Source organism: Flavobacterium commune, from assembly GCF_001857965.1.
Lineage (GTDB): Bacteria > Bacteroidota > Bacteroidia > Flavobacteriales > Flavobacteriaceae > Flavobacterium > Flavobacterium commune.
This window is the reverse complement of sequence record NZ_CP017774.1, coordinates 3052806-3076035: the sequence shown is the minus strand read 5'-3', so window position 1 is coordinate 3076035 and position 23230 is coordinate 3052806. Positions and strand designations below refer to the sequence as shown.

The following is a 23230-nucleotide window of genomic DNA, read 5'->3' as shown; positions in this document are numbered from 1 at the left end:
AGACAGGTCTGTGTACCATTTTTACTCCAAACTCAAAAAAGCTGCACCAAGATGGTCAATAATATCCGAAGCGACGAAAGATTGAAATCCGGTTTTAGGCACAGCAATATCAGCCGTTAATCCATGTAAATAGACTCCCAAAATAGCTGCTTGGAGCGGTTCGTAGCCTTGTGCTAATAAACTCGTAATGATTCCTGTCAAGACATCGCCACTTCCGGCAGTTGCTAAGGCGGGATTTCCGGTTGTATTTTTATAAATAGTTTGACCATCAATAATATGTGTTGGTGCGCCTTTCATTACAACTACTACATGATATTGCATCGAAAAAGAAATGGTTTTTTCAAATTTCTCTTCTTCCGAATTCCATTCTCCAATCAATCGTTCCAATTCTTTGGGATGAGGAGTTAGTATGCTTCTGGATGGCAAAAGCAGAAACCAAGCTTTGTTTTTAGATAAAATATTCAAAGCATCGGCATCAATAACTAAAGGGGCTTTATTGTTTTTTAGAAATTTCAAAAAAGTCTTTTGAGTCAGTTCGTCCTGCCCTATTCCCGGGCCAATTCCGATAGCATCGGGCTGAATATCAAAACTGATATTGGAGATACATTTTTTCTTCACATCAGTCAAAACCATCACTTCGGGAATGGCAATTTGAACTATTTCATAACCACAGCGAGGTACAAAAGCAGTTACTAATCCACAGCCCGCTTTCAGAGCTGCTTTCGATGATAAACACACTGCACCTATTTTACCATAGCTCCCCCCAATAATCAACGCATGTCCCTGAATCCCTTTGTGCGTATCTATAGCTATTGGCTTATAATACTTTAGCATTTCGTTCTTATCAATAGGAATAGAAGGTATCATGATAGCTGTTTTTTGAATATATTCCTCTAATTTAGTGGTATTTCGGCGAATAAAATGAATTTCTAAAGTATTTTTCATTGGCATTTATTCCCGATAAACTTTGACTCTCACGCCTTTGCTACTCAAAATAAAAGCAATAAATTAGCACCATCAAAATTTACACAAAAATCATAATGAAAAATACTGCGCTAACGCACATACACGAAGCCTTGGGAGCAAAAATGCTACCATTTGCCGGATACAATATGCCTATAACTTATGAAGGAATAAACGCTGAACATGAAACAGTTCGTACCGCTGTTGGTGTTTTTGATGTGTCTCACATGGGAGAGTTTTTACTTTCGGGACCAAATGCTTTAGCCTTGATTCAAAAAGTAACTTCTAATGATGCTGCTACATTAACTGACGGAAGAGTTCAATATTCTTGTTTACCAAATAATGAGGGAGGAATCGTTGATGATTTACTGGTTTATAAAATCAAAGACGAGCAGTATTTATTAGTGGTTAACGCATCAAATATTTATAAGGACTGGGATTGGATTTCGGCTCACAATGATTTAGGCGTTGAAATGAAAAATCTTTCTGACGACTATTCTCTATTGGCAATCCAGGGACCAAAAGCAATTGAAGCTTTACAATCTTTGACATCAGTAGATTTATCTTCGATAAAATACTATCATTTTGAAGTTGGTGATTTTGCCGAAATCGAAAATGTAATTATTTCGGCTACGGGATATACCGGTGCCGGAGGTTTTGAAATTTATTGTAAAAATGAGGAAGTAGAACAAATTTGGAATAAAGTTTTCGAAGCCGGAGCTGCTTTTGGAATTCAACCAATTGGTTTAGCTGCCCGCGATACTTTACGCCTTGAAATGGGATTCTGTCTTTACGGAAATGATATCAACGATACTACATCGCCAATAGAAGCAGGATTAGGTTGGATTACAAAATTCAACAAGGAATTCACCAATTCGGATAATTTAAAAAAACAAAAAGAAGCTGGAGTAACTAAAAAACTAATCGGTTTTGAAATGCAGGAACGTGCCGTGCCAAGACACGATTACGAAATTGTTGACCAATCGGGAAATCCAATCGGAATAGTAACTTCAGGAACGATGTCTCCTTCATTAAATAAAGGAATCGGAATGGGATATGTAACCATCGACAATAGCGCAGTTGACAGCGAAATCTTTATTCGAATCAGAAAAAAAGATGTTCCTGCCAAAGTGGTAAAAATGCCATTTTATAAAAACTAATACCAAACATAAATACAATACAGTCCAATCGTTGTGGTATAATGCCGTTGTATATTTCATTTGGACCAATTTTTATTGGTCCAAATGAAATATACAACGGTATAAAACTTAAAAAAAACAAAATATTTATATTTTTGCATCGTTAAAAAATAATCAGAAATGGGAAGAGCATTCGAATTTAGAAAAGGAAGAAAAATGAAACGTTGGGCTGCAATGGCCAAAACATTCACCAGAATTGGAAAGGATATTGTTATGGCCGTAAAAGAAGGCGGACCAAATCCTGACGCTAACTCCAGATTGAGGGCGGTAATGCAAAATGCAAAGGCAGCTAATATGCCTAAAGACAACGTAGAGCGCGCCATTAAAAATGCAACGAACAAAGATACTGCCAACTATAAAGAAATTTTATTCGAAGGATATGCTCCTCACGGAATTGCCATCCTGATTGAAACTGCTTCTGATAATAACAACAGAACGGTAGCTAATATTCGTAGTTATTTCAACAAATGCAACGGAACTTTAGGAACTCAGGGTTCAGTAGAATTCATGTTTGATCACACTTGCAACTTCCGTATTCCAAAAGAAGGTTTAGATGCTGAAGAATTAGAATTAGAATTGATTGATTTTGGTGCCGAAGAAGTTTTCGAAGACGAAGACGGAATCTTAATCTATGCGCCTTTCAACAGTTTTGGAACTATCCAGAAAGAATTAGAAAGCAGAAATATCGAAATCCTTTCTTCCGGTTTCGAAAGAATTCCTCAAATCACAAAACAGCTGACTCCTGCTCAGGTTGCCGATGTGGAAAAACTAATCGAGAAAATTGAAGAAGATGATGACGTAATGAACGTTTATCACACAATGGAAGAACAGGAAGAAGCTTAATTCTTCAACTATTCATAAAAAAAAGAGAGTTTAGCATTACGTTAAACTCTCTTTTTTATTTAGGAATTTACGAAGTTACTTATTTTAACTTCTCAGCAAAATATTTCCTCACTTTCTCTATTTTTGGTGTAATTACAAAAGCACAATATCCCTGAGTTTTATTTTGATTGTAATAATTTTGATGATAGTCTTCGGCAGGATAAAAAATGGTCGCAGCTGAAACTTTAGTAACTATTGGTTTTTCAAAAACAGCTTCCTGAGTCAAAAACCGAATAAAATCTTCTGCAATTTCTTTTTGCTCTTCGTTATGATAAAAAATTTCGCTGCGGTATTGCGTTCCCACATCATTTCCCTGACGGTTTAAAGTGGTAGGATCGTGTGTAGCAAAAAACAATTCTAATAATTCTCCAAACGAAATCGCATTAGCATCAAAACTAATCTCAATTGCCTCGGCATGTCCTGTATCTCCCTGACAAATTTCCTTGTATGTGGGATTTACCGTTTTACCTGCAATATAGCCCGAAACGACAGCCTCTACCCCTTTTAATTCTAAAAAAACAGCTTCGGTACACCAGAAACAACCACCTGCAAAAGTTGCCAATTCCATTTTCATTTCTTTTTCCATAACAGTCTTTGTCTATTTTACACAACAGCTCAATTGGTTTCTAAAAAACGTTTGCTTTTTATTAACCCAAATTTATGACTTTATACTCTAAAAAAATAGCTATTCCCATTTTATAATCCTTAAAATCTTTGTTTCTTTGTACAAACTGCAAACCATGATACAAGCCAAAAACTTACATAAATATTACGACCAACTCCATGTTTTAAAAGGTGTTGATTTACATATTCAAAAAGGCGAAATTGTTTCGATCGTAGGGGCTTCAGGAGCAGGAAAAACAACACTTTTACAAATTTTAGGCACACTCGACAGACCTAACACCTCAGACTATAAAGGAGACAAAAATCTTAAAAACGATATTGAACTCCGAATTAATAATGAAGATATTTTGTCTATGAACGACAAAAATTTATCCCGATTTAGAAATTTGAATTTGGGATTTATTTTTCAATTCCACCAATTGCTACCTGAATTTACAGCTCTGGAAAATGTTTGCATTCCGGCTTACATTGCTAAAAAATCCAAAAATGAAACCGAAGCGGAAGCCATAAAACTACTTACTTATTTAGGACTTTCGCATCGAATCAACCACAAACCCAGCGAACTTTCGGGAGGAGAGCAACAGCGTGTGGCGGTGGCCAGAGCATTGATTAACAAGCCTGCAGTAATTTTTGCCGATGAACCTTCGGGAAATTTAGATACCCATTCAGCAGAAAATTTACATCAATTATTTTTTAAACTAAGAGATGAATTTGGACAAACTTTTGTCATTGTAACCCATAACGAAGAATTAGCCAACATGGCTGATAGAAAACTGGTGATGGTGGACGGAATGATTAGTGACCATTAATCCATCTGTTTTATATGAATTTTGACGAACTCAAAGATTTTCTGGACGAAAAAGTACTGCAATATAACACCTTAGATTTTATCGAAAGTGACCCGGTGCAAATTCCGCATTTATTTACCCAAAAAGAAGATATCGAAATTGCCGGCTTCCTGAGCGCTACTATTGCCTGGGGGAACCGAAAAATGATTATTAAAAATTCCCATAGAATAATAGAACTCATGGGTAATACTCCTTATGATTTTGTGATGTCCCACAATGAAACTGATTTAGAACGACTGGAAACTTTTGTACATCGCACCTTTAATGGTCAGGATTTCATCGGTTTTATCCAATCACTACAAAACATCTATAAAAATCACGGCGGACTGGAAGCTGTCTTTTCAAAAAACCAGGAAGTGAATTCGATGCAAAAAAGCATCTCTGAATTCAAAAAAATCTTTTTTGAAATTCCTCATTTAGCCCGTACCCAAAAACACATTTCGGATCCTTTAAATAATTCGGCAGCAAAACGCATCAACATGTACTTGCGTTGGATGTGCCGTCAGGACAACAAAGGAGTCGATTTAGGGATTTGGAAAAGCATTTCCCCTGCTCTGCTTTCTTGTCCGTTGGATGTCCATTCCGGAAAAGTAGCCCGAAAATTAGGCTTATTGGAACGTAAACAAAATGACGGCAAAGCACTTTTTGAATTAGATTCTAAACTTCGGGAGTTTGATCCAAAAGATCCTGTCAAATACGATTTCGCACTTTTTGGCCTTGGTGTTTTTGAAGGTTTTTAAATATCAATTTTATAATATTCATTATTGGCAATTCTAGTTAATTCAATTATATTAAAATTGACTGTATAAGTGAAATTTTCTTCGAAATTTATTATATAAAATTTTAAACAGCCCAAAACATTATTTACAATATTATCGACATTATCAGTTGGCAGAGTAATTAAACTACTATCACCTATTTTCAAATCTTTTTTAATAGTCAATAATGTAGCTATATTCCAAGTTGCTCTGGCTCCATCAGAATTCCAAACAGCATCATTTGTCCCATCAATTTCAATTCTATTTTTCATTTTGTTTCCTAATTAAATTTAAGATATGAGACAAAGTTACGAGAGATATTTAAATAATAAAAAGTATTAAACTCCAGATTCAAATCTTAAATTTCCTGACAACAAAAACTTGGCAAGATACTTTTTTGCTCTTTTAGAACTTGGAGCATTTGAATATTTTTAGACAGATTTACTATAGATTATTGTTAGTCTCAATTTAAGTAAATTAAAAAGTATAGCACTAGCCAATAAGTTTTTTTGGGAAAAAACTTTTTTTGTCAATTTACCTCTGTTTTAGGATCAAATTGTGATTTGACCCTGCTTTAAAAGCAATTTTTACCCCTAATTTGTTTTTTGTATATCTAATTTTATCCAGTATAAAATATTTATTAAAAGTTTTTTTATTACTTCATGTAAACGTTTACAAAAAAAACAAACAAGAAAATTATGAATGAAAAATTTTAAACAATAAATCGAATTATTAACCCAAAAACCAACCTTAAAATGTTAAAAAATTACATGAAACCGTCATTGGTCAAGGCGATAGTCTGTCTCACAATGACAACAACCGCAATGCTTGCACAGAATCCAGTAGTAAAAATTGATTTTGACCAATCAGGAAGACAATCAGCCGAAGTAAGTGAACCAGGATATACTCCCTGGGTAGTTACAACAAATACAGCCACTAAAATCCAAAATGGAGTTACATTCACAGTAACCAGAGTTGGAGACAAAGGAGATAATTTAGGAACCAACTGGGAAAAAGTAGGTATTCAAGCCCCCTATTATGCTAAATTAGTATGCGATGGACTCACTGTAAAAGGAACAACTGCCAATCAAGGTGGACAAATAGAACTTCGAATAAAAGGATTAGAAACTGGAACTCATACTATAATGGCTTTTTTAAATGCCGTAGACAGTCCTGTTTTTACTTTTAGTCCCATTGATATTTCTGTAGATGGAAATTTAGTTTTTGATAATGTAATTCCGACTATCAGAGCTCACAAAACAGCCGATGCAAAATCAGTTTATCTAACTTTTCAAGCCACAGCAGGAAACGATGTAGTCATCCTTTTTGCGGCAGAAAGATCAGGTACTGAAGTTTATAAAAATGTAATGTTAAACGGAATCGAGTTAAATACCCCTAACATTTTCAACCAGGCCACCAATCCGACTCCTGGTAACAATGACGAACATGTAGAATTAAACTCTGGAGGTACAATTTTGAGTTGGACACCTGCCATAAATGCGGTATCACACAATATTTATTTTGGAACAGATATAGCATCGATTGAGACAGCAAATACTTCTTCTTCACTATATAAAGGAAATCAGCTTAAAGCAAATAGCACTTATACAGTGAATGGGCTATATACTGGAGAAACCTACTATTGGAGAGTTGACGAAGTTTTAGCCAACGGCGAAGTAGTAAAAGGAAATATTTGGCGTTTGCGACCAGCTCAACTAGCTTTTCCGGGTGCTGAAGGATACGGTCGTTTTGCCCGCGGAGGAAGAGGCGGAAAAGTAGTAGCTGTAACAAACTTGAATGACAGCGGTCCAGGAAGTTTGCGTGAAGCGGTTACTAATGATATCGGTCCAAGAACGATTGTTTTTAATACTTCAGGAATTATCCAATTGAATTCCCGTTTGGTTTTAAACCAGCCTTATGTTACCATTGCCGGACAAACTGCACCCGGAAAGGGAATCTGTATTCGTTCTGCTCCTTTCGGTATTACAGGAAATGATGTAATCGTCCAAAATATAAGAGTCCGATTAGGTGCAGGTCCTACTTATGACGGAATGGGATTAACCGGAGCCAATCATAGTATCATAGACCATTGTTCAATCAGTTGGACAATTGATGAAGCATTTAGTTCACGCTCAGGTAAAAACATTACTTTGCAAAGAACATTAATTTCAGAAGCCTTAAATGCAGCAGGGCATCAAAATTATCCGGCAGGAACTGAACATGGTTATGCAGGAACAATAAGTGGAGATATTGGAAGTTTTCACCATAATTTATTAGCACACAATTACGGACGCAATTGGAGTCTGGGTGGTGGATTAGATGGTAGTGGAGCTTATTCCGGCAGAATGGATATCACTAACAATGTAGTTTACAATTGGGGAGGCAGAACTACAGACGGAGGAACGAAAGAAGTCAATTTTGTAAATAATTATTACAAGCCTGGTGCTGGTTCTAAAATATTTGTTGCATTTAGTGCAGATAATGAAAATGTAGGAACTGGAACACAACGTTGTTATTTTAACGGAAATGTAATGCCTGGTTACTTTGATGAAACCAATCAAACTATTGGTAGAAGAGCTACTTTTAGAAATGGAGCTACATATCAATACGATAACTTTGTGAACACTCCATTTTTTCCTTCTTATGTAACAACTCAAACGGCTGGTCATGCCTATAAAATTGTACTTTCTGATGTAGGTTGTGTTCAGCCAGAATTTGACGAACACGATCAAAGAATCATTACAGAGACATTAGAAGGAACTTATACATACACAGGAAGTGTAACCGGAAAACCTGGATTTCCTGACAATGAATCAGATGTAGGGGGTTATGAAAACTATCCTGTAGTTAACAGAGATGTTGATTGGGATACCGATCAGGATGGATTACCTAACTGGTGGGAAGCCATCAAAGGAACTAATCTGAATTCTGCAATTGGAGATTTTTCAGACACTAATGCCGACGATGATTTAGACGGTTACACTAATTTGGATGAATATTTACAATGGATGTCTCTACCTCATTACGAATCTCCAAAAGGACATCAATTAAGTATTGATATCAAAAAACTTTCGAGAGGATTTACCGATGGAGCTAGTTACTCCCTATCTAATGTTGAAAAAGGAAATGCTACTTTAGTTTCTAACATAGTAGAATACAGACCAACAGCCAACGGCTTAGGTTCATTCGATTTTACCGTTACTGACAATACCGGAGCAACAATGACACGCAGAGTAAATATAGTTAACGGATATTCTTTGTCAGCAACAAAAAAAAATCCAGAAATCTCTACTCAAGTTAATGTTTGGCCTATTCCAAATAATGGTTCATTTTCTATACTAATGACCAATGACAGTGATCAAGCTGAAACAAATACTAATTTTAGCTCTAATGCAGAATACAAAATCTATGATATTTTTGGAAAAGAAGTCAAAAAAGGAATTCTTAAAGAAAGTCGTCAGGAAAATGTTAACCTACAATTAAAAGGAGTTTTTATACTAAATGTTTCAAATATTTCAACTAAAAAAATAATACATTCACAAAAAATCATCATACAATAACTTTTACTTAGCTTTTAGACAAATGGCAACTTTTTTAAGTTGCCATTTTTTTTATACCAGATTCCAAATCTAAAACCTTAATTTTCTCACTACTTCACTACAATCCAAAACTATTCTGTAAATACTATTTTGCACTTTTAGTCTTGGTGTTTTTGAAGGCTTTTAATTTCGGGCATACAAAAAAGCTTTATCGTTTTATAAAAATTATAAACAAAAAACTACAAAACACACAAAATATGTACTTAATCGATGTTTTTATACACTTTATCGATGATATTAACATTTATTTATTACATTTATACCGTAAAACACCCCAATTACAAAACTAATAACCTACAAAAGATGAATCTTACAAAAAAAATTGTTCTAGCTGAGGATAATTCAATCCTTTCTAAATTGTTGCAATTCAAATTAGAAAAAGAAGGTTATCAACTCTTAATAGCTGTCAATGGTAAAGAAGCAGTTGATTTAATTGAAGATCACAACCCTGATATGATACTTACCGATATTATGATGCCTTTCATCAGCGGATTAGAGGTTATCAGTCACGTAAGAAACAAACTGGAAATGCAAACTCCTATAGTTGTTTTTTCTTCTGCCGGTCAGGAAGAAATGGTTCTGAATGCTTTTAATTTAGGTGCTACTGATTTCATGAGTAAACCTTTTAGTCCAAACGAATTAATTATTCGTATTAAAAGATTATTACAATAATTCTATAAAACAGCTATTATGTTAGAATTACTTAAAAATAGCGTTGACACATTAAATAATTCACATCCAATTATTCAATTGTGTATTTATGGGACTATCATTTTGACAATCTCTATTGTAATACTCCTTTTTTACTTAAAAAACCTTAGGTATAAATTAAGAATAAAAGGCAGAATTGAAGCAACGTATCAAAAAAAATACGAATCTGACCTTATCGAATATTTATATGCTGGTGATGAACAAGAAATAAATGAACAACAAAAGCAAATAGTTCGATACTTAAAAAAGTGTGCTGAAAACAGCTTAAAAAGAAAAATTATCATTAAAACCTTTTTAAAACTAAAGGATGATATTTCGGGTGAAACAGCTGATGCAATTCAAAATTTATATTATCAAACAGGACTAATTGACTCGGCTACCGGAAGATTAAAAAGTAAAAAGTGGGATACTGTAGCACGCGCCATAAGAGAATTAACGCAATTTGAAATTAAAGAAGCACATGACGAAATTATCTTATTGATTAATCATCCTAAAAAAGAAGTTCGTAATGAAATTCAAAAGTATTTAGTTAAACTATTTCGTTTTGAAGGTCTTGAATTTTTAAATGTTCTGGAAAATGAACTATCAGAATGGGATCAGATTCAATTATTAGAAATTTTAAATAAATTCAACAATCTTCATATCCCTGATATTGGAAATTGGCTGCGTTCTACTAATCAATCAGTAGTTTCATTTGCTTTAAAACTAGCTAAAATATACAAGCAATTTGATGCTAAAGACGATATAATAACGCTATTTAATCATTCCAATGCCGATATTAGAATCGAAGCGATTAATCTTGTAACTCATTTAGGCATTTTTGAAGCTGTAACTATCTTAAAAAAAGATTTATTTGACAGAACTTTAGACGAACAAATTGCTTTTTTTAAAATGATGGAAGAGATGGCTATGCCTGAAGACATTCCGTTTGTTGAAGAACACATACAGCATGAAAATTTCTTTATTCGAATTTCGGTAATGAAAATCATGAACCTGATTACAGTAGAAGATAACAATACATTCAAAATCAATAATGCCGACCAGTACTACATTATAGACAAAAAATTAACCAAAGCCAGTTAGTTATGTTTCAAAATCTACCCCAACAATTAATTGAAATTTTTGATTTTATTTTTTTCGGCTTTGCATTTGCAGCTATATCCTCTTATATTATTTTAGCAATAATATCAGCTTTTGAAACGGTAAATTACATGAAGAAAAATAGTTTTGTAAACTATACCGAAATATTATCTTCTTCAATTTCACCTTCCATCTCCATTATTGCTCCTGCGTATAACGAAAGTTTAAATATTGTTGAAAATGTTCGCTCTTTGCTCTCAAACCATTATGTAAACTATGATGTAATTATAATCAATGACGGTAGTAAAGACGACACTTTAGAAAAATTAATTACCGCTTATAACTTAGTAAAAGTAGATTATTTAATCAATAATCAAATTGCAACAAAACCGCTTCGAAAAGGCGTTTTTAAATCTACTAATCCGGCTTTCGAAAAATTAATTGTAGTTGATAAAGAAAATGGAGGAAAAGCAGATGCACTTAATTTAGGTTTAAATATCAGTACTAACAAATACGTTGCCTGTATTGATGTGGATTGTTTATTGCTGGAGGATGCTTTACAAAAAATGATAAAACCATTCCTTGAATCAACCAATGAAAAAGTAATTGCTGCGGGTGGTGTAATTAGAATTGCAAATTCATGTAAAATACAAGACGGAAAATTATTAGATATTAATTTTCCTAAAAACCGAATTGTCAGAGGCCAAATTTTAGAATATTTAAGGGCTTTTCTTTTAGGACGAATGGCCTGGAGTAAACTCAACGGATTATTAGTTATCTCGGGAGCATTTGGTTTATTTGACAAAAAAATTGCTCTTGAAGTGGGTGGTTATGACACTAAAACGGTGGGTGAAGATATGGAAATCATTGTGAGAATGAGAGCCTATATGGAAGAGCAAAAAGTAAAATACCGAGTGGCTTACATCCCTGATCCGTTATGCTGGACAGAAGCTCCGGATAGTTATAAAATTTTCATTTCACAAAGAAACCGTTGGACACGAGGTACTATTGAAACCCTTAAAAAACACAGAAAAATTGGATTTAATCGAAAATACAATTCATTAGGAACACTTAGTTATCCTTATTGGTTTTTCTTTGAAAGATTAGCGCCAATAATAGAAATACTTGGATTGGTTTACTTTACCATACTTATTGTAACCAATAATGTAGTTTGGACGTATGCCATACTATTTATGATTGTTGCCTATCTTTTTACCGTATTGTTCTCAATTATTACTATTATTGCCGAAGAACTTACTTACCACCAATACACCAAAAAAGGCATGGGATTACAGCTCATAAAAACTGCTTTTACAGAGCCGATACTTAATCATCCTTTTATTTTGTATGCGGCACTAAAAGGGAATTTTGACTACTATTTTAACAAATCAATTAAATGGGGCGAAATGACTCGAAAAGGTATGAGTAGTAATTAATTTAGTAAAACAACACAACTTATTAATAATGGATAACAATCAACAATTAAAAAATCACTTTAGTTACGGCTTCGCTTGTCTTTCTTTAGTAATTTCTTTTTGGTTCATTAGCATTTTTGAAATCATTGCTAAAATTTATACAGGAATTAAAGTTCCTGCTATTGGACTTAGTTTATTTTACAAAATAGTAAACGACTTTAACACCGTTCTTGTTATTAGTCTTGTTGCTTTGCCTGTATATCTTATATTATATTTTAGCAAACAAAACTGGAAAGATACCTTTATAAAAATTATTTTTACATTAATTGTTATTATCCAATTTGGATTAACCAAATACCATTTGACTACTTTGGTCAATCTGGGAGCTGACTTTTTAGGATATTCAACTGAGGATATGTACACCACAGTTACAGCATCCGAAACTTTCTCTGTTTTATATTTTATTCCCTTTATTGCTTTTCCTTTATTATTTTGGGGAATTAACCACTTTATTTCAAAAAAAATAAAGCAAAAAAATGCACTTATAATTGCTGCTACTATAAGCATCATTAGCCTGGGAACGCGATTTTTAATCACCGAGACCAGCGATTCACAATTTCAAAATAAACTGGCCTATTTTAGCAATCAAATTATCCAATTTCAGGAAAATAAAAAACAATTTAACGCTGCCAATCTAAGCTATAAAAAAGAATATCCTTTACTAAAACCCTTCTCTGCAACACCAGATGTTTTAAGTCCTTTTTTTGAAATAAAAGGAGAAAAACCCAACATCGTTATGATAATTGTTGAAGGTTTAGGGGATGAATTTATTGGTAAAAACGAATACCGAGGTTTTACTCCTTACTTAGATTCTATGATTCCAAAATCTTTATATTGGGAAAACTTTGTTAGTAATGCCGGACGTACTTTTGGTGCTTTACCTTCAATTTTAGGTTCTTTGCCCTATGGCGAGAAAGGCTTTTTAGAACTAAAACCTTTGCCAGCTCACAGCTCATTAATTAGTATTTTAAAATCTAATGGATACAATACCTCTTTTTATTGCGGTGACGAATCGAGTTTTGACCAAAGAATCAATTTCTTAGAATACAACAATATTGATAATGTGACAGACATTAACAAATTTGGTTCTAACTATAAAATGACAAATAAAAACGCCGAAGGCTTTAGCTGGGGTTATCCTGATGCCGAAATTTTTAGAAAAACCCTTAGTGAAATTGACACAAAAAAAGGACCTCGTTTAGACATTGTTATGACATTAACTAATCATGAACCTTTTGATTTTCCTGAAAAAGCAGCCTATTTAAAAAAAGTAGATCAGATTATTAGTACCAATAAAAGTTTACAACTTACCAAATCAGAAATAGAACCCTACAAGAACATCTATGCCAGCTTGTTATATACCGATCATTCTATTCAAACTTTTATGGAATCTTATGCAAAAAGACCCGATTATAAGAACACCATCTTTATAATTACCGGTGATCACCGTTTGATTCCAATTGAGCAAAAAGACAAATTATGTCGTTTTCACGTTCCTTTGTACATCTACAGTCCAATGCTGAAAAAAGCAGAATCTTTCAAATCAGTTTCTTCACATTGGGATATTACTCCAAGCTTACTTTCATTTTTAATGAATAATTATAAAATGAATAAAATAGAAAAAACAGCCTGGATGAGTAGCGGATTAGATACTTACAAAAGTTTTAGAAATATTCACACCATTCCAATAATGCAAAATAAAGGTGTAATCAACGAACTGATTTATAAAGATTATTTATATTCAAATGGTGAATTATTTAAAATTGATCAAAATTTTTCTACCTCAAAAATTTATGACAGTGAAATATTAAAAACAATTGAAGACAGCTTACAAGAAGTGAAAAAACTCAATGCTTATTTGACACAAAGAAATAAAATTATTCCAAAATCCTTACTTATATACAGCAAAGCTTCCTTTGAATTTTCAAAAGAAGAACTGGCTACCATAAAAAAACATACCAAAGGATTAGATAATGATCAAATATTCTTTAAAGCCAGAGAATTAGCATTTAACGGTCAAAGAAAAGAAGCCCGCTTATTATGCAATTACGTTCTAAACGAATTGCCGAATTATGCCGATGTAAGAACACTAAAAGGAAGAACCTTAGCTTGGGACAAAGACTATATAAACGCTGAGAAAGAATTGTTGGAAGTAATAAAAAGAACCCCTTTTTACTACGATAGCTACCTTGCTCTAATGGACATGTACTGGTGGACTAATCAAGATAAAAAAGGAATTGCTATTGCAAAAAAAGCTTTAGGAAACGATGTTAAAAACCCCGAATTATCAGTTAAATTAGCTAAAGCATACCAAAGAACCAGACTGCTTGCTATGGCTAATAAAACCATAGATAGTATGCTTAAAAAATATCCAAATAATACCGAATACTTACAACTCAAAAAAGAATTGAAATAATGATAAACAAATCAATTTTCAAAGTAACACTACTTTTTATTCTTTTCAGTTTTTTTCAAATGCAAGGACAAATTGCATATAATGGAAATCCTGATACCTCCTTTGAAACCGCCCGTAAACTAGCCTTCAATCAACAGCGAAAACAGGCTCAGGACACCCTAATCAATATATTAACAAAGTATCCCAATTACCATGAAATTCGTTCATTTTTAGCAACTACTTATGCCTGGGACGGCGATTATAAAAAAGCACGTAAAGAATTTGCTTATGTTATCGAAAAAGCTCCTGAAAATAAAGAGAACTGGATTGCAGCCATAAAAAATGAATCCTGGAGTGAAGCTCCTTATGAAGCATTAGAAATGAGTAAGAAAGCATTAAAAATCTTTCCAAATGATTCCGATTTAACTATTTTAAAAGCAACTGCTCTTAAAAACACCAACAACTCATTAGAAGCTCAAAATACAATCAAAGAATTTGTAACTAAAAATCCTGATGATCAAAAATCAAAAGAATTTCTGGACGATTTAAACAGTACTCTAAGAACAAATACTATTGGAATAAGGTCTGCTGTGGATTTATACTCTAAAACATTTGACCCGATGCAGTATTATACTTTGAGTTATGGCAAACAAACCAAATATGGAAGTATCATTGGAAAATATAATTTTAACCGCCGTTTTAATGAAAATGGTTCTCAGATAGAATTTGATTTATACCCTAAAATTACCAAGGGACTATATGCTTATCTAAATGTAGGTTTTGCCAATACTTTTCTTTTCCCTGACTTAAGATATGGTGCTGAATTGTACAAATCATTGCCACATAGTTTAGAAATTTCGGCAGGTTTTAGAACCTTAAAATACAGTACAACTACCAATATATATACAGGTTCTATTGGTTGGTACACAGGGAACAGCTATTGGTCTTTACGCCCTTACTTTACCCCTGGAGAAGGAGGAACCAGTACATCAGCAGCTTTAAACTATAGAAAATACCGCAGCAATGCCGATAATTATATCAGTTTTATGTACAGTATGGGAGTTTCTCCTGAAGTGAACCAATTCCTGTTTGATACTAATGACTCTCCAATTGTTAACTTAAAAACACAACGTTTCAATATTAGTTATTTCTTTTCGACTTCTAAAAATAAAAATGCCTGGGGAGCACAATTTGACATAGCCCATCAGGAAATAAGTTTTGACCCTGGTAATTATTTTTGGATTTACTCACTTACCCTTTCATGGGATTTGAGATTCAAGTAAGGATATATTGACCGCATTACTCTCAAAAAGACTATCTTTGCAGAAAATATACGTTTTATGGCTACTTTCGAGCAATTCAATCTTCCTAAATCATTACAAAAAGCAATAGATACGTTAGGATTTACAACTCCTACTCCTATTCAGGAAAAATCTTTTTCTGTAATTATGTCGGGAAGAGATATGATGGGAATTGCACAAACAGGTACGGGTAAAACCTTTGCCTATTTATTACCCTTACTAAAACAGTACAAATTTAGCACAACACATACACCTAAAATTGTCATTTTAGTTCCTACCAGAGAACTTGTAGTTCAGGTTGTTGAAGAAATAGAAAAGCTAACCCAGTTTATGTCTATTAGAACCATCGGAATTTTTGGTGGTGTTAATATCAATACCCAGAAAAAAACGGTTTACGAAGGTTCAGATATTCTTGTGGGAACTCCAGGTAGAACCATGGATTTAGCTCTTGACAATGTGGTTCGTTTTGAAGATATGCAAAAGCTGGTAATTGACGAATTTGACGAAATGTTGAATTTAGGTTTTAGAGTTCAACTTACAGCCTTATTAGCGATGATGCCTAAAAAACGTCAAAATATCTTATTTTCGGCGACAATGACAGACGAAGTTGATGCTGTTTTGAACGATTATTTTGATTATCCTGAAGAAGTAACGCTTTCAGCATCGGGAACTCCATTAGAAAACATTAAACAAATTACTTATAATGTTCCTAATTTTAATACCAAAGTCAATTTGCTCAAACATTTACTAAATACTAACGAAGACATGAGTCGCGTTTTGATTTTTGTAAATAACAAAAAGATTTCTGATATGCTTCACGAATGCATTGAAGAAGATTTTGAAGGACAATTTGGTGTTATTCACTCTAATAAATCGCAAAATTACCGATTGAATACTATGGCTGCTTTTCAGGAAGGCGAACTTCGCGGATTAATCACTACGGATATTATGGCGAGAGGTTTAGATATTTCGAATATTACCCATGTTATCAATTTTGAAATGCCTGAATTTGCCGAGTTGTATATGCACCGTATTGGGCGTACCGGTCGTGCCGATGCAACAGGAACTGCTATTAGTTTCATTTCGCCACGCGAAGAAGAAGCTAAAGTAGAAGCCGAAGTATTAATGGATATGGAATTAGAAATTGAAGAATTCCCAGAAGAAGTCGAAATTTCCATCAAACTGATTGGGCCTGAAAAAGACAGACAACCCGTTAAGTTTTTAATGAAAAAACCAAAAACCGATGGTGATGGTGCTTTTCACGAAAAAGCCAAAAAAAATCAAAAAGTAAATCTTGGAGGTCCCTCAAAAACAAAGAAAAAAACACATGGTTCTGTCAATAGAAACATGCTGAAAAATCAAGCTGCCAAAAAGAAGAAAAAGAAATAATCAAAAAAATCCTAAAGATGAAATTTCATTTTTAGGATTTTTATTTTGAGTTTTACTAAACAATACAAACAAAATTAGATTAAAAAATTCTATAAAAAAACTACGATCTAAAAATTAGAATCGTAGTTCTTTTGTTATTGCTATTGACTTATACTATTGTTCTAATCAATATTCTCCGTATACTTATAAGCATCAATTACTTTTTTAACTAATCGGTGACGCACAATATCTTTATCGTCCAGATAAATAATCCCAATACCTTCAATATCTTTCAAAACCAATAAGGCTTCTTTTAATCCTGAAATGGTTCTTCGGGGCAAATCGACTTGTCCCGGATCACCCGTTACCATGAATTTAGCATTTTTTCCCATACGGGTCAGAAACATTTTCATCTGTGAGTGGGTGGTGTTTTGAGCTTCATCCAGAATCACAAAAGCATTATCCAGTGTTCGTCCGCGCATGAATGCCAATGGTGCAATTTGTATAATTCCTTTTGCAATATGATCTTCTAATTTTTCATTCGGAATCATATCTCGCAAAGCATCATAAAGCGGTTGCATATAAGGATCCAGTTTTTCTTTCATATCTCCCGGAAGAAAACCTAAATTTTCCCCGGCTTCAACTGCCGGACGCGTCAAAATAATGCGTTTTACCTGTTTTTCTTTCAATGCTTTGACAGCCATTGCTACTCCGGTATAAGTCTTTCCTGTACCTGCCGGTCCTACAGCAAAAACCATATCATTTTTATTTATGGTATCGACCAATAACTGTTGATTAGGAGTCATTGCTTTAATGATTTTTCCTCCTACTCCATGTACTAAAATTTTGTCATTAGGACTCATTTTTCGGTCGTCCTGAACATCTCCTAAAATTACACGTTCAATCACATTATCGTCAATATTGTTATAACGTGTAAAATGAAGCATCAATCTTTGAAAACGCCTTTCGAACTCGTCCAGAATGTCTTTTTCTCCAAATGCTTTTAAAGTTGTCCCTCTGGCAACTATTTTTAATTTTGGATAGTATTTTTTAATGGTTTCAAGATGAGTGTCTTGAGCACCCCAAAACTCTTTTGGAGCGATGTCTATGAGCTCGATGATTCTTTCGTTCAAAGGGTATAGTTTTAGAATATTACTAAATCAATTAAAAATCTAATCCAAAAGGCTCTTAGACCTTAGGTTTTATTTGGTTACTATTTAGAATTTGTTTTGCTTTTTTGCTTTTTTGAATTTACTATTATTAGCTTTGCATATCTCAAATTTAATGAAAATTAATTTTAGATTTCACCAATAGTTATAAACAAAAATATGTCAATAATTACCCTTACTACCGATTACGGCTTGAAAGATCACTTTGTTGGTGCATTAAAAGGGAAAATTTTATCTGAGTATCCGGAAGCCCAAATTATTGATATTTCACATGATATAGACCCGTTTAACACTGTTGAAGCCAGTTACATCATTGGTGCAGCCTACCCTAGTTTTCCTAAAGGAACCATTCACCTGATTGGTGTGGATATGGAATTAAATAAGGAAAACCAGCACATTGTAATGCAATGGAACGATTCTTACTTTATTGCTGCAGATAATGGAATTTTAAGCATGCTTTCGCAAAAGATTGTTCCTCAAAAAATTGTAGCCATCAACATACATGACCGTTTACCAAACGATGCTTCAGGACTAGATGTTTTTGTCACAGTGGCTTGCCATATTGCCCGTGGTGGTTTACTGAATGTTATTGGAAAAGAAATCAATGCGGTCAAAGAAGTAACCGAAATGAAAGCCGTAGCCTCCAATGACAATAACAGCCTGAAAGGACATGTTATTTATATAGATCATTTTGGAAATGTGGTGACCAATATCAACAAAAAACAATTTCTGGAAGTGGCTAAAGGCCGACCGTATGAAATCCAGATGAAGACCAAAAACATCAAAACCATATTGCCTAATTATTCGGCAATTGCCATTTCAGACAAATACCCAATCAAAAATTATGAAGGAGAACAACTCGCCATTTTTAACGAAGCGGGGTTTCTGGAAATTGCCATTTTTAGAAGCAATCCTTCTAAAGTAGGTTCAGCAAACAGCTTACTGGGATTGAATTACCGCGATGTGGTAACCATAGAATTTAAGAATTAAGTCCCGATAGCCATCGGGATAGATTGTTGATTAACGATTTATGATTTTTGAAGTAGAAAAAAAATGTTTATAAAGCTTATAACTCATAACTATTAACTCATAAAGAATGAAAGCCCTATTATTACGTGAAATTAAATCCTTTTTTGGTTCGCCCATAGGTTATTTAGTGATCGCCATTTTTCTAATCACCAACGGATTATTTCTGTGGGTTTTTGAAGGAGATTACAATATTCCTAACTCAGGTTTTGCCGATATGTCTCCGTTTTTTACGCTTGCGCCTTGGATTTTAATTTTCCTGATTCCGGCAGTAACCATGCGCTCTTTCTCTGACGAAAGAAAACAGGGAACATTGGAATTATTACTGACTAAACCTCTGTCTGTTTGGCAAATAACCAACGGTAAATTTCTGGGTGCTGTACTTTTAATAATCATAGCCATTATCCCAACATTTATTTATGTCAAAGTAATTTCAACTTTAGGAATGCCCGAAGGCAATATCGATATGGGAAGCACTATTGGTTCTTATTTTGGACTTTTATTCTTAATTGGAGCTTATTCTGCAATAGGAATCTTCACTTCTACCCTTTCTGATAACCAAATTGTAGCTTTTATACTTTCGGTGTTTTTGTGTTTCTTTTTCTATTTTGGATTTGACGGTTTTTCGAGCATCATTCCTTCTTTTTCTTCGATTATTTCAGCCATAGGAATGCAGGCTCATTTTAAAAGTATGAGCCGTGGCGTGATTGACACCAGAGACATTATTTACTTTATAAGTGTAATGACAGCGTTTCTGTCATTTACTGTTTACCAACTTAAATCTTTTAAATTGTAATGATAGCTGCCAAAAAAAGAAATCTTAAATCAGTCGTAATTACAATTGCAATTCTGTTAGTATTAAATATTGTTGGTAATTACTTTTTTCATCGTTTTGATTTAACCAAAGACAAAAGATATACCTTATCTCAAACTTCTTTAAATATTATCAAAGAGGTCAAAGAACCGCTTTCGATAAAAATTTATATGGAAGGTGATTTACCTGCCGAATTCAAAAGATTACAACAGGAAACCAAGGAATTATTAGAAGAATTTCAAGCTTACAATTCGAATATTGTTTTCGAATTTGTGAATCCTTTAGAAAATGAAGACGAAAGCATGAACAACATCAAAGCGTTGTACATGAAAGGTATGACTCCTGTAAACATTACCGTTGACGACAAAGGAAAACAATCGCAGGCAATGGTTTTTCCATGGGCAATTGCTGTATATCACAATAAGGAAGTGAATATTCCGCTCTTAAAAAACATTATGGGTGCTTCCACCACCGAAAAAGTAATTGGCTCCGTTCAGCATTTAGAATATTCGATAGCCGATGCTCTGAATAAAATTACCAAAGAGAAACAAAAAAAGATTGCGGTAATCAAAGGAAACGGAGAAATTCAGGATGTTTTAATTGCTAAATTCTTGTTGCAAATAAGAGAAAGTTACCACATTGGCCCATTTACTTTGGATTCAGTTGCCAAGAATCCTGTTGGCAGTTTAGAAGCCTTGCAAAAATACGATTTAGCTATTATTGCCAAACCTACTGAGACTTTCTCTGATAGTGAAAAACAAGTTTTAGATCAATTCATCATCAATGGTGGAAAAACCATGTGGCTGGTAGATCAGGTAGCTGTAGAAATGGATAGTTTGTACAACGATGCCGGAGCAACTTTAGCTTTTCCAAGAGATTTGAATTTGAACGATATGTTCTTTAAATACGGTATCAGAATCAATCCTGATATTGTAAAAGACGAACAAGGAAGTCCTATAAAACTAGCCACAGGAGAACAAGGAAGTGCTACCCAATACCAGACCTTCAACTGGAAATTTGCTCCTTTAGTTTATCCGGCAAGCAAGCATCCTATTGTGAAAAACCTGGGCGGAATCAAATTTGATTTTGCGAATCCAATTGACACTTTGAAAAACGGAATCAAGAAAACGGTTTTATTACAATCGTCTCAATATTCTAAAAAAACAGGAACACCTACAGAAGTCAATTTGAATATTGTAGCCGAAGAAACCAGCCCCAATCATTACATCAATACCGGAAATATTCCTATGGCGGTGTTACTCGAAGGAAAATTCCATTCAGCATTTGAAAACAGAGTTCTAGCTTTCAAACAAAACGATTTTGAATCCACAGGAAAAAGCAACAAAATGATTGTGATTTCGGATGGCGATATTATCAAAAACCAATTGGATAAAAACTTTGCTCCTGTTGAATTAGGATTTGATCAACGCTCGGGAAATTTATACGACAATAAAGATTTCCTGCTTAACTGCGTCAATTACCTGCTTGATGACAGCGGACTTATTAACATTCGAAGCAAAGATTTAGATTTGCCTTTATTAGACAAAGAGAAAGTTTTCGAAAACTACACTCAGACGCAAGTCATAACTATCGGGCTTCCAATTCTAATTTTAACACTTTTTGGAGCCGTATTTAGTTTTTTAAGAAAGCGCAAATACAGCAGATAGATGTTAATAAAAAATTTTCAAAACTAGATTTGTTTACGATATATTTGTAAAAATGTATCTTTTGCAAATTCTAATAAAAGATACCATTTTACAATAAAAAACAAATATAATCTTCATATGAAATTTATAGTATCGAGTTCCTACTTATTAAAGCAATTACAGGTTTTAGGAAGCGTTATCAACAGCAGCAATACTTTGCCTATTTTGGATAACTTCTTATTCGAATTAGACAATAACGAATTAACTGTTTCTTCTTCTGATTTAGAGACAACAATGTCGGCTACTTTGTCAATCGACTCTACCAGTAAAGGAAGTGTTGCCGTACCTGCTAAATTGCTTTTGGAAATTTTAAAAACTTTCCCGGAACAACCTTTGACTTTTACTGTAGAAGAAAATAGCACGATAGAAATTAGTTCTAACTCTGGAAAATATGCCTTAGCCTATGCTCCTGGAGAAGAATTCCCTAAAGCAATCAACTTAGATGATCCATCAGTAACTTTAGTTCCTGCCGATGTTTTGGCAACTGCGGTTAGTAAAACTATTTTTGCTGCCGGAAACGACGATTTGCGTCCGGTAATGTCAGGAGTATTCTTCCAGTTTTCACCTCAAGGTTTGACTTTTGTTGCTACTGATGCTCATAAATTAGTAAAATACGCTCGTACTGATGTTACTGCATCTCACGTTGCTGATTTTATTATGCCTAAAAAACCATTGACTATTTTAAAAAATATTCTTTCTACATCAGACGCTGAAGTAAAAATTGAATACAACGATTCGAATGCTACTTTTTCTTTTGACAACTACGTGTTAATGTGTCGTTTGATTGATGGAAAATATCCAAATTACGAGGCTGTTATTCCAAAGGAAAATCCAAACAAATTAATGATTGACCGTTCTCAGTTTTTAAGTTCTGTACGTCGTGTGGCTATCTTTTCGAATAAAACAACACACCAAATTCGTTTGAAAATTGCCGGTGCTGAATTGAATGTTTCTGCCGAAGATATTGATTATTCCAACAAAGCCGAAGAAAGGTTAACTTGTGATTACCAAGGTGATGATATGCAAATAGGTTACAACTCTCGTTTCCTTACAGAAATGCTAACTAACTTACAATCAGACATGATTATGCTTGAAATGTCATTACCAAATCGTGCCGGAATTTTAACTCCAATTGACGGATTAGAAGAAGGTGAAACAGTAACTATGCTTGTTATGCCGGTAATGCTAAATAGTTAAAATAAAATTAAGAAAATATTAAGTTTTATTTTTGATATTCAAATATAATACTTATCATTGTGCCTCTATTAACCAACCATTTTTTATATTTAAAAAACCGCGATTCCTCCTAGAA

The 23230-nt window shown here is 33.8% G+C and carries 19 protein-coding genes; 15 read left to right on the top strand and 4 right to left on the bottom strand.

Annotation, left to right across the window (positions count from 1 at the left end; genetic code table 11):
- Positions 1-21: 21 nt before the first annotated feature.
- Positions 22-867, bottom strand: coding sequence for an NAD(P)H-hydrate dehydratase (locus BIW12_RS12855; protein WP_071186406.1), 846 nt, complete (start codon positions 865-867; stop codon positions 22-24).
- Between the two features lie 173 nt (positions 868-1040).
- Here BIW12_RS12855 and gcvT point away from each other — a divergent pair, with 173 nt between their 5' ends.
- Positions 1041-2123: a glycine cleavage system aminomethyltransferase GcvT gene (gene gcvT, locus BIW12_RS12850; protein ID WP_071185482.1), complete on the top strand. Its 1083-nt coding sequence runs from the start codon at positions 1041-1043 to the stop codon at positions 2121-2123.
- A 159-nt stretch (positions 2124-2282) separates the two neighbouring features.
- Positions 2283-3005, top strand: coding sequence for a YebC/PmpR family DNA-binding transcriptional regulator (locus BIW12_RS12845; RefSeq protein ID WP_071185481.1), 723 nt, complete (start codon positions 2283-2285; stop codon positions 3003-3005).
- 79 nt (positions 3006-3084) lie between these two features.
- On the opposite strand, the gene msrA is transcribed toward BIW12_RS12845, so the two are convergent.
- On the bottom strand, positions 3085-3630 hold the full coding sequence (msrA, locus tag BIW12_RS12840; protein WP_071185480.1) for a peptide-methionine (S)-S-oxide reductase MsrA: 546 nt from the start codon (positions 3628-3630) through the stop codon (positions 3085-3087).
- A 154-nt stretch (positions 3631-3784) separates the two neighbouring features.
- Between msrA and BIW12_RS12835 the strand changes: the two genes are divergently transcribed.
- Positions 3785-4477: an ABC transporter ATP-binding protein gene (locus BIW12_RS12835; RefSeq protein ID WP_071185479.1), complete on the top strand. Its 693-nt coding sequence runs from the start codon at positions 3785-3787 to the stop codon at positions 4475-4477.
- Between the two features lie 14 nt (positions 4478-4491).
- Positions 4492-5256, top strand: a complete 765-nt coding sequence (locus BIW12_RS12830) for a TIGR02757 family protein (protein WP_071185478.1) — start codon at positions 4492-4494, stop codon at positions 5254-5256.
- On the opposite strand, the gene BIW12_RS12825 is transcribed toward BIW12_RS12830, so the two are convergent.
- A complete protein-coding gene (locus BIW12_RS12825; protein WP_071185477.1) occupies positions 5253-5546 on the bottom strand; it encodes a hypothetical protein in 294 nt (97 codons plus the stop codon). The two genes, BIW12_RS12830 and BIW12_RS12825, sit on opposite strands and share 4 nt — an antisense overlap.
- Before the next feature lie 537 nt (positions 5547-6083).
- Here BIW12_RS12825 and BIW12_RS12820 point away from each other — a divergent pair.
- From BIW12_RS12820 to BIW12_RS12790, 7 genes are all read left to right on the top strand, one after another.
- A complete protein-coding gene (locus BIW12_RS12820) occupies positions 6084-8834 on the top strand; it encodes a T9SS type A sorting domain-containing protein (protein WP_232227095.1) in 2751 nt (916 codons plus the stop codon).
- A 342-nt stretch (positions 8835-9176) separates the two neighbouring features.
- On the top strand, positions 9177-9545 hold the full coding sequence (locus BIW12_RS12815) for a response regulator transcription factor (RefSeq protein ID WP_071186402.1): 369 nt from the start codon (positions 9177-9179) through the stop codon (positions 9543-9545).
- An 18-nt stretch (positions 9546-9563) separates the two neighbouring features.
- The gene (locus tag BIW12_RS12810; RefSeq protein WP_071185476.1) at positions 9564-10667 is read left to right on the top strand and encodes a HEAT repeat domain-containing protein; all 1104 of its coding nucleotides are present in this window, start codon (positions 9564-9566) and stop codon (positions 10665-10667) included.
- A gap of 128 nt (positions 10668-10795) precedes the next feature.
- A complete protein-coding gene (locus BIW12_RS12805) occupies positions 10796-12100 on the top strand; it encodes a glycosyltransferase family 2 protein (RefSeq protein WP_232227093.1) in 1305 nt (434 codons plus the stop codon).
- A 28-nt stretch (positions 12101-12128) separates the two neighbouring features.
- Positions 12129-14555: a sulfatase-like hydrolase/transferase gene (locus BIW12_RS12800; RefSeq protein ID WP_071185474.1), complete on the top strand. Its 2427-nt coding sequence runs from the start codon at positions 12129-12131 to the stop codon at positions 14553-14555.
- Positions 14555-15817, top strand: coding sequence for a YaiO family outer membrane beta-barrel protein (locus BIW12_RS12795; RefSeq protein ID WP_071185473.1), 1263 nt, complete (start codon positions 14555-14557; stop codon positions 15815-15817). Before BIW12_RS12800 ends, BIW12_RS12795 begins: the two co-directional genes overlap by 1 nt.
- A gap of 57 nt (positions 15818-15874) precedes the next feature.
- Positions 15875-17224 (top strand): DEAD/DEAH box helicase, encoded by a 1350-nt coding sequence (locus BIW12_RS12790; protein ID WP_071185472.1) that lies wholly within the window; start codon positions 15875-15877, stop codon positions 17222-17224.
- Between the two features lie 161 nt (positions 17225-17385).
- On the opposite strand, the gene BIW12_RS12785 is transcribed toward BIW12_RS12790, so the two are convergent.
- The gene (locus BIW12_RS12785) at positions 17386-18336 is read right to left on the bottom strand and encodes a PhoH family protein (RefSeq protein ID WP_035661295.1); all 951 of its coding nucleotides are present in this window, start codon (positions 18334-18336) and stop codon (positions 17386-17388) included.
- 195 nt (positions 18337-18531) lie between these two features.
- Here BIW12_RS12785 and BIW12_RS12780 point away from each other — a divergent pair, with 195 nt between their 5' ends.
- From BIW12_RS12780 to dnaN, 4 genes are all read left to right on the top strand, one after another.
- A complete protein-coding gene (locus BIW12_RS12780; protein ID WP_071185471.1) occupies positions 18532-19362 on the top strand; it encodes an SAM hydrolase/SAM-dependent halogenase family protein in 831 nt (276 codons plus the stop codon).
- A gap of 106 nt (positions 19363-19468) precedes the next feature.
- On the top strand, positions 19469-20194 hold the full coding sequence (gldF, locus tag BIW12_RS12775; RefSeq protein ID WP_071185470.1) for a gliding motility-associated ABC transporter permease subunit GldF: 726 nt from the start codon (positions 19469-19471) through the stop codon (positions 20192-20194).
- Positions 20194-21879 carry a gliding motility-associated ABC transporter substrate-binding protein GldG gene (gldG, locus tag BIW12_RS12770; RefSeq protein ID WP_071185469.1) on the top strand — a complete coding sequence of 562 codons (1686 nt, stop codon included), beginning with the start codon at positions 20194-20196 and terminating at the stop codon, positions 21877-21879. Before gldF ends, gldG begins: the two co-directional genes overlap by 1 nt.
- A 117-nt stretch (positions 21880-21996) precedes the next feature.
- Complete coding sequence (gene dnaN / locus BIW12_RS12765; RefSeq protein ID WP_071185468.1) at positions 21997-23115, top strand: DNA polymerase III subunit beta; 1119 nt, start codon at positions 21997-21999, stop codon at positions 23113-23115.
- Positions 23116-23230: the final 115 nt, after the last annotated feature.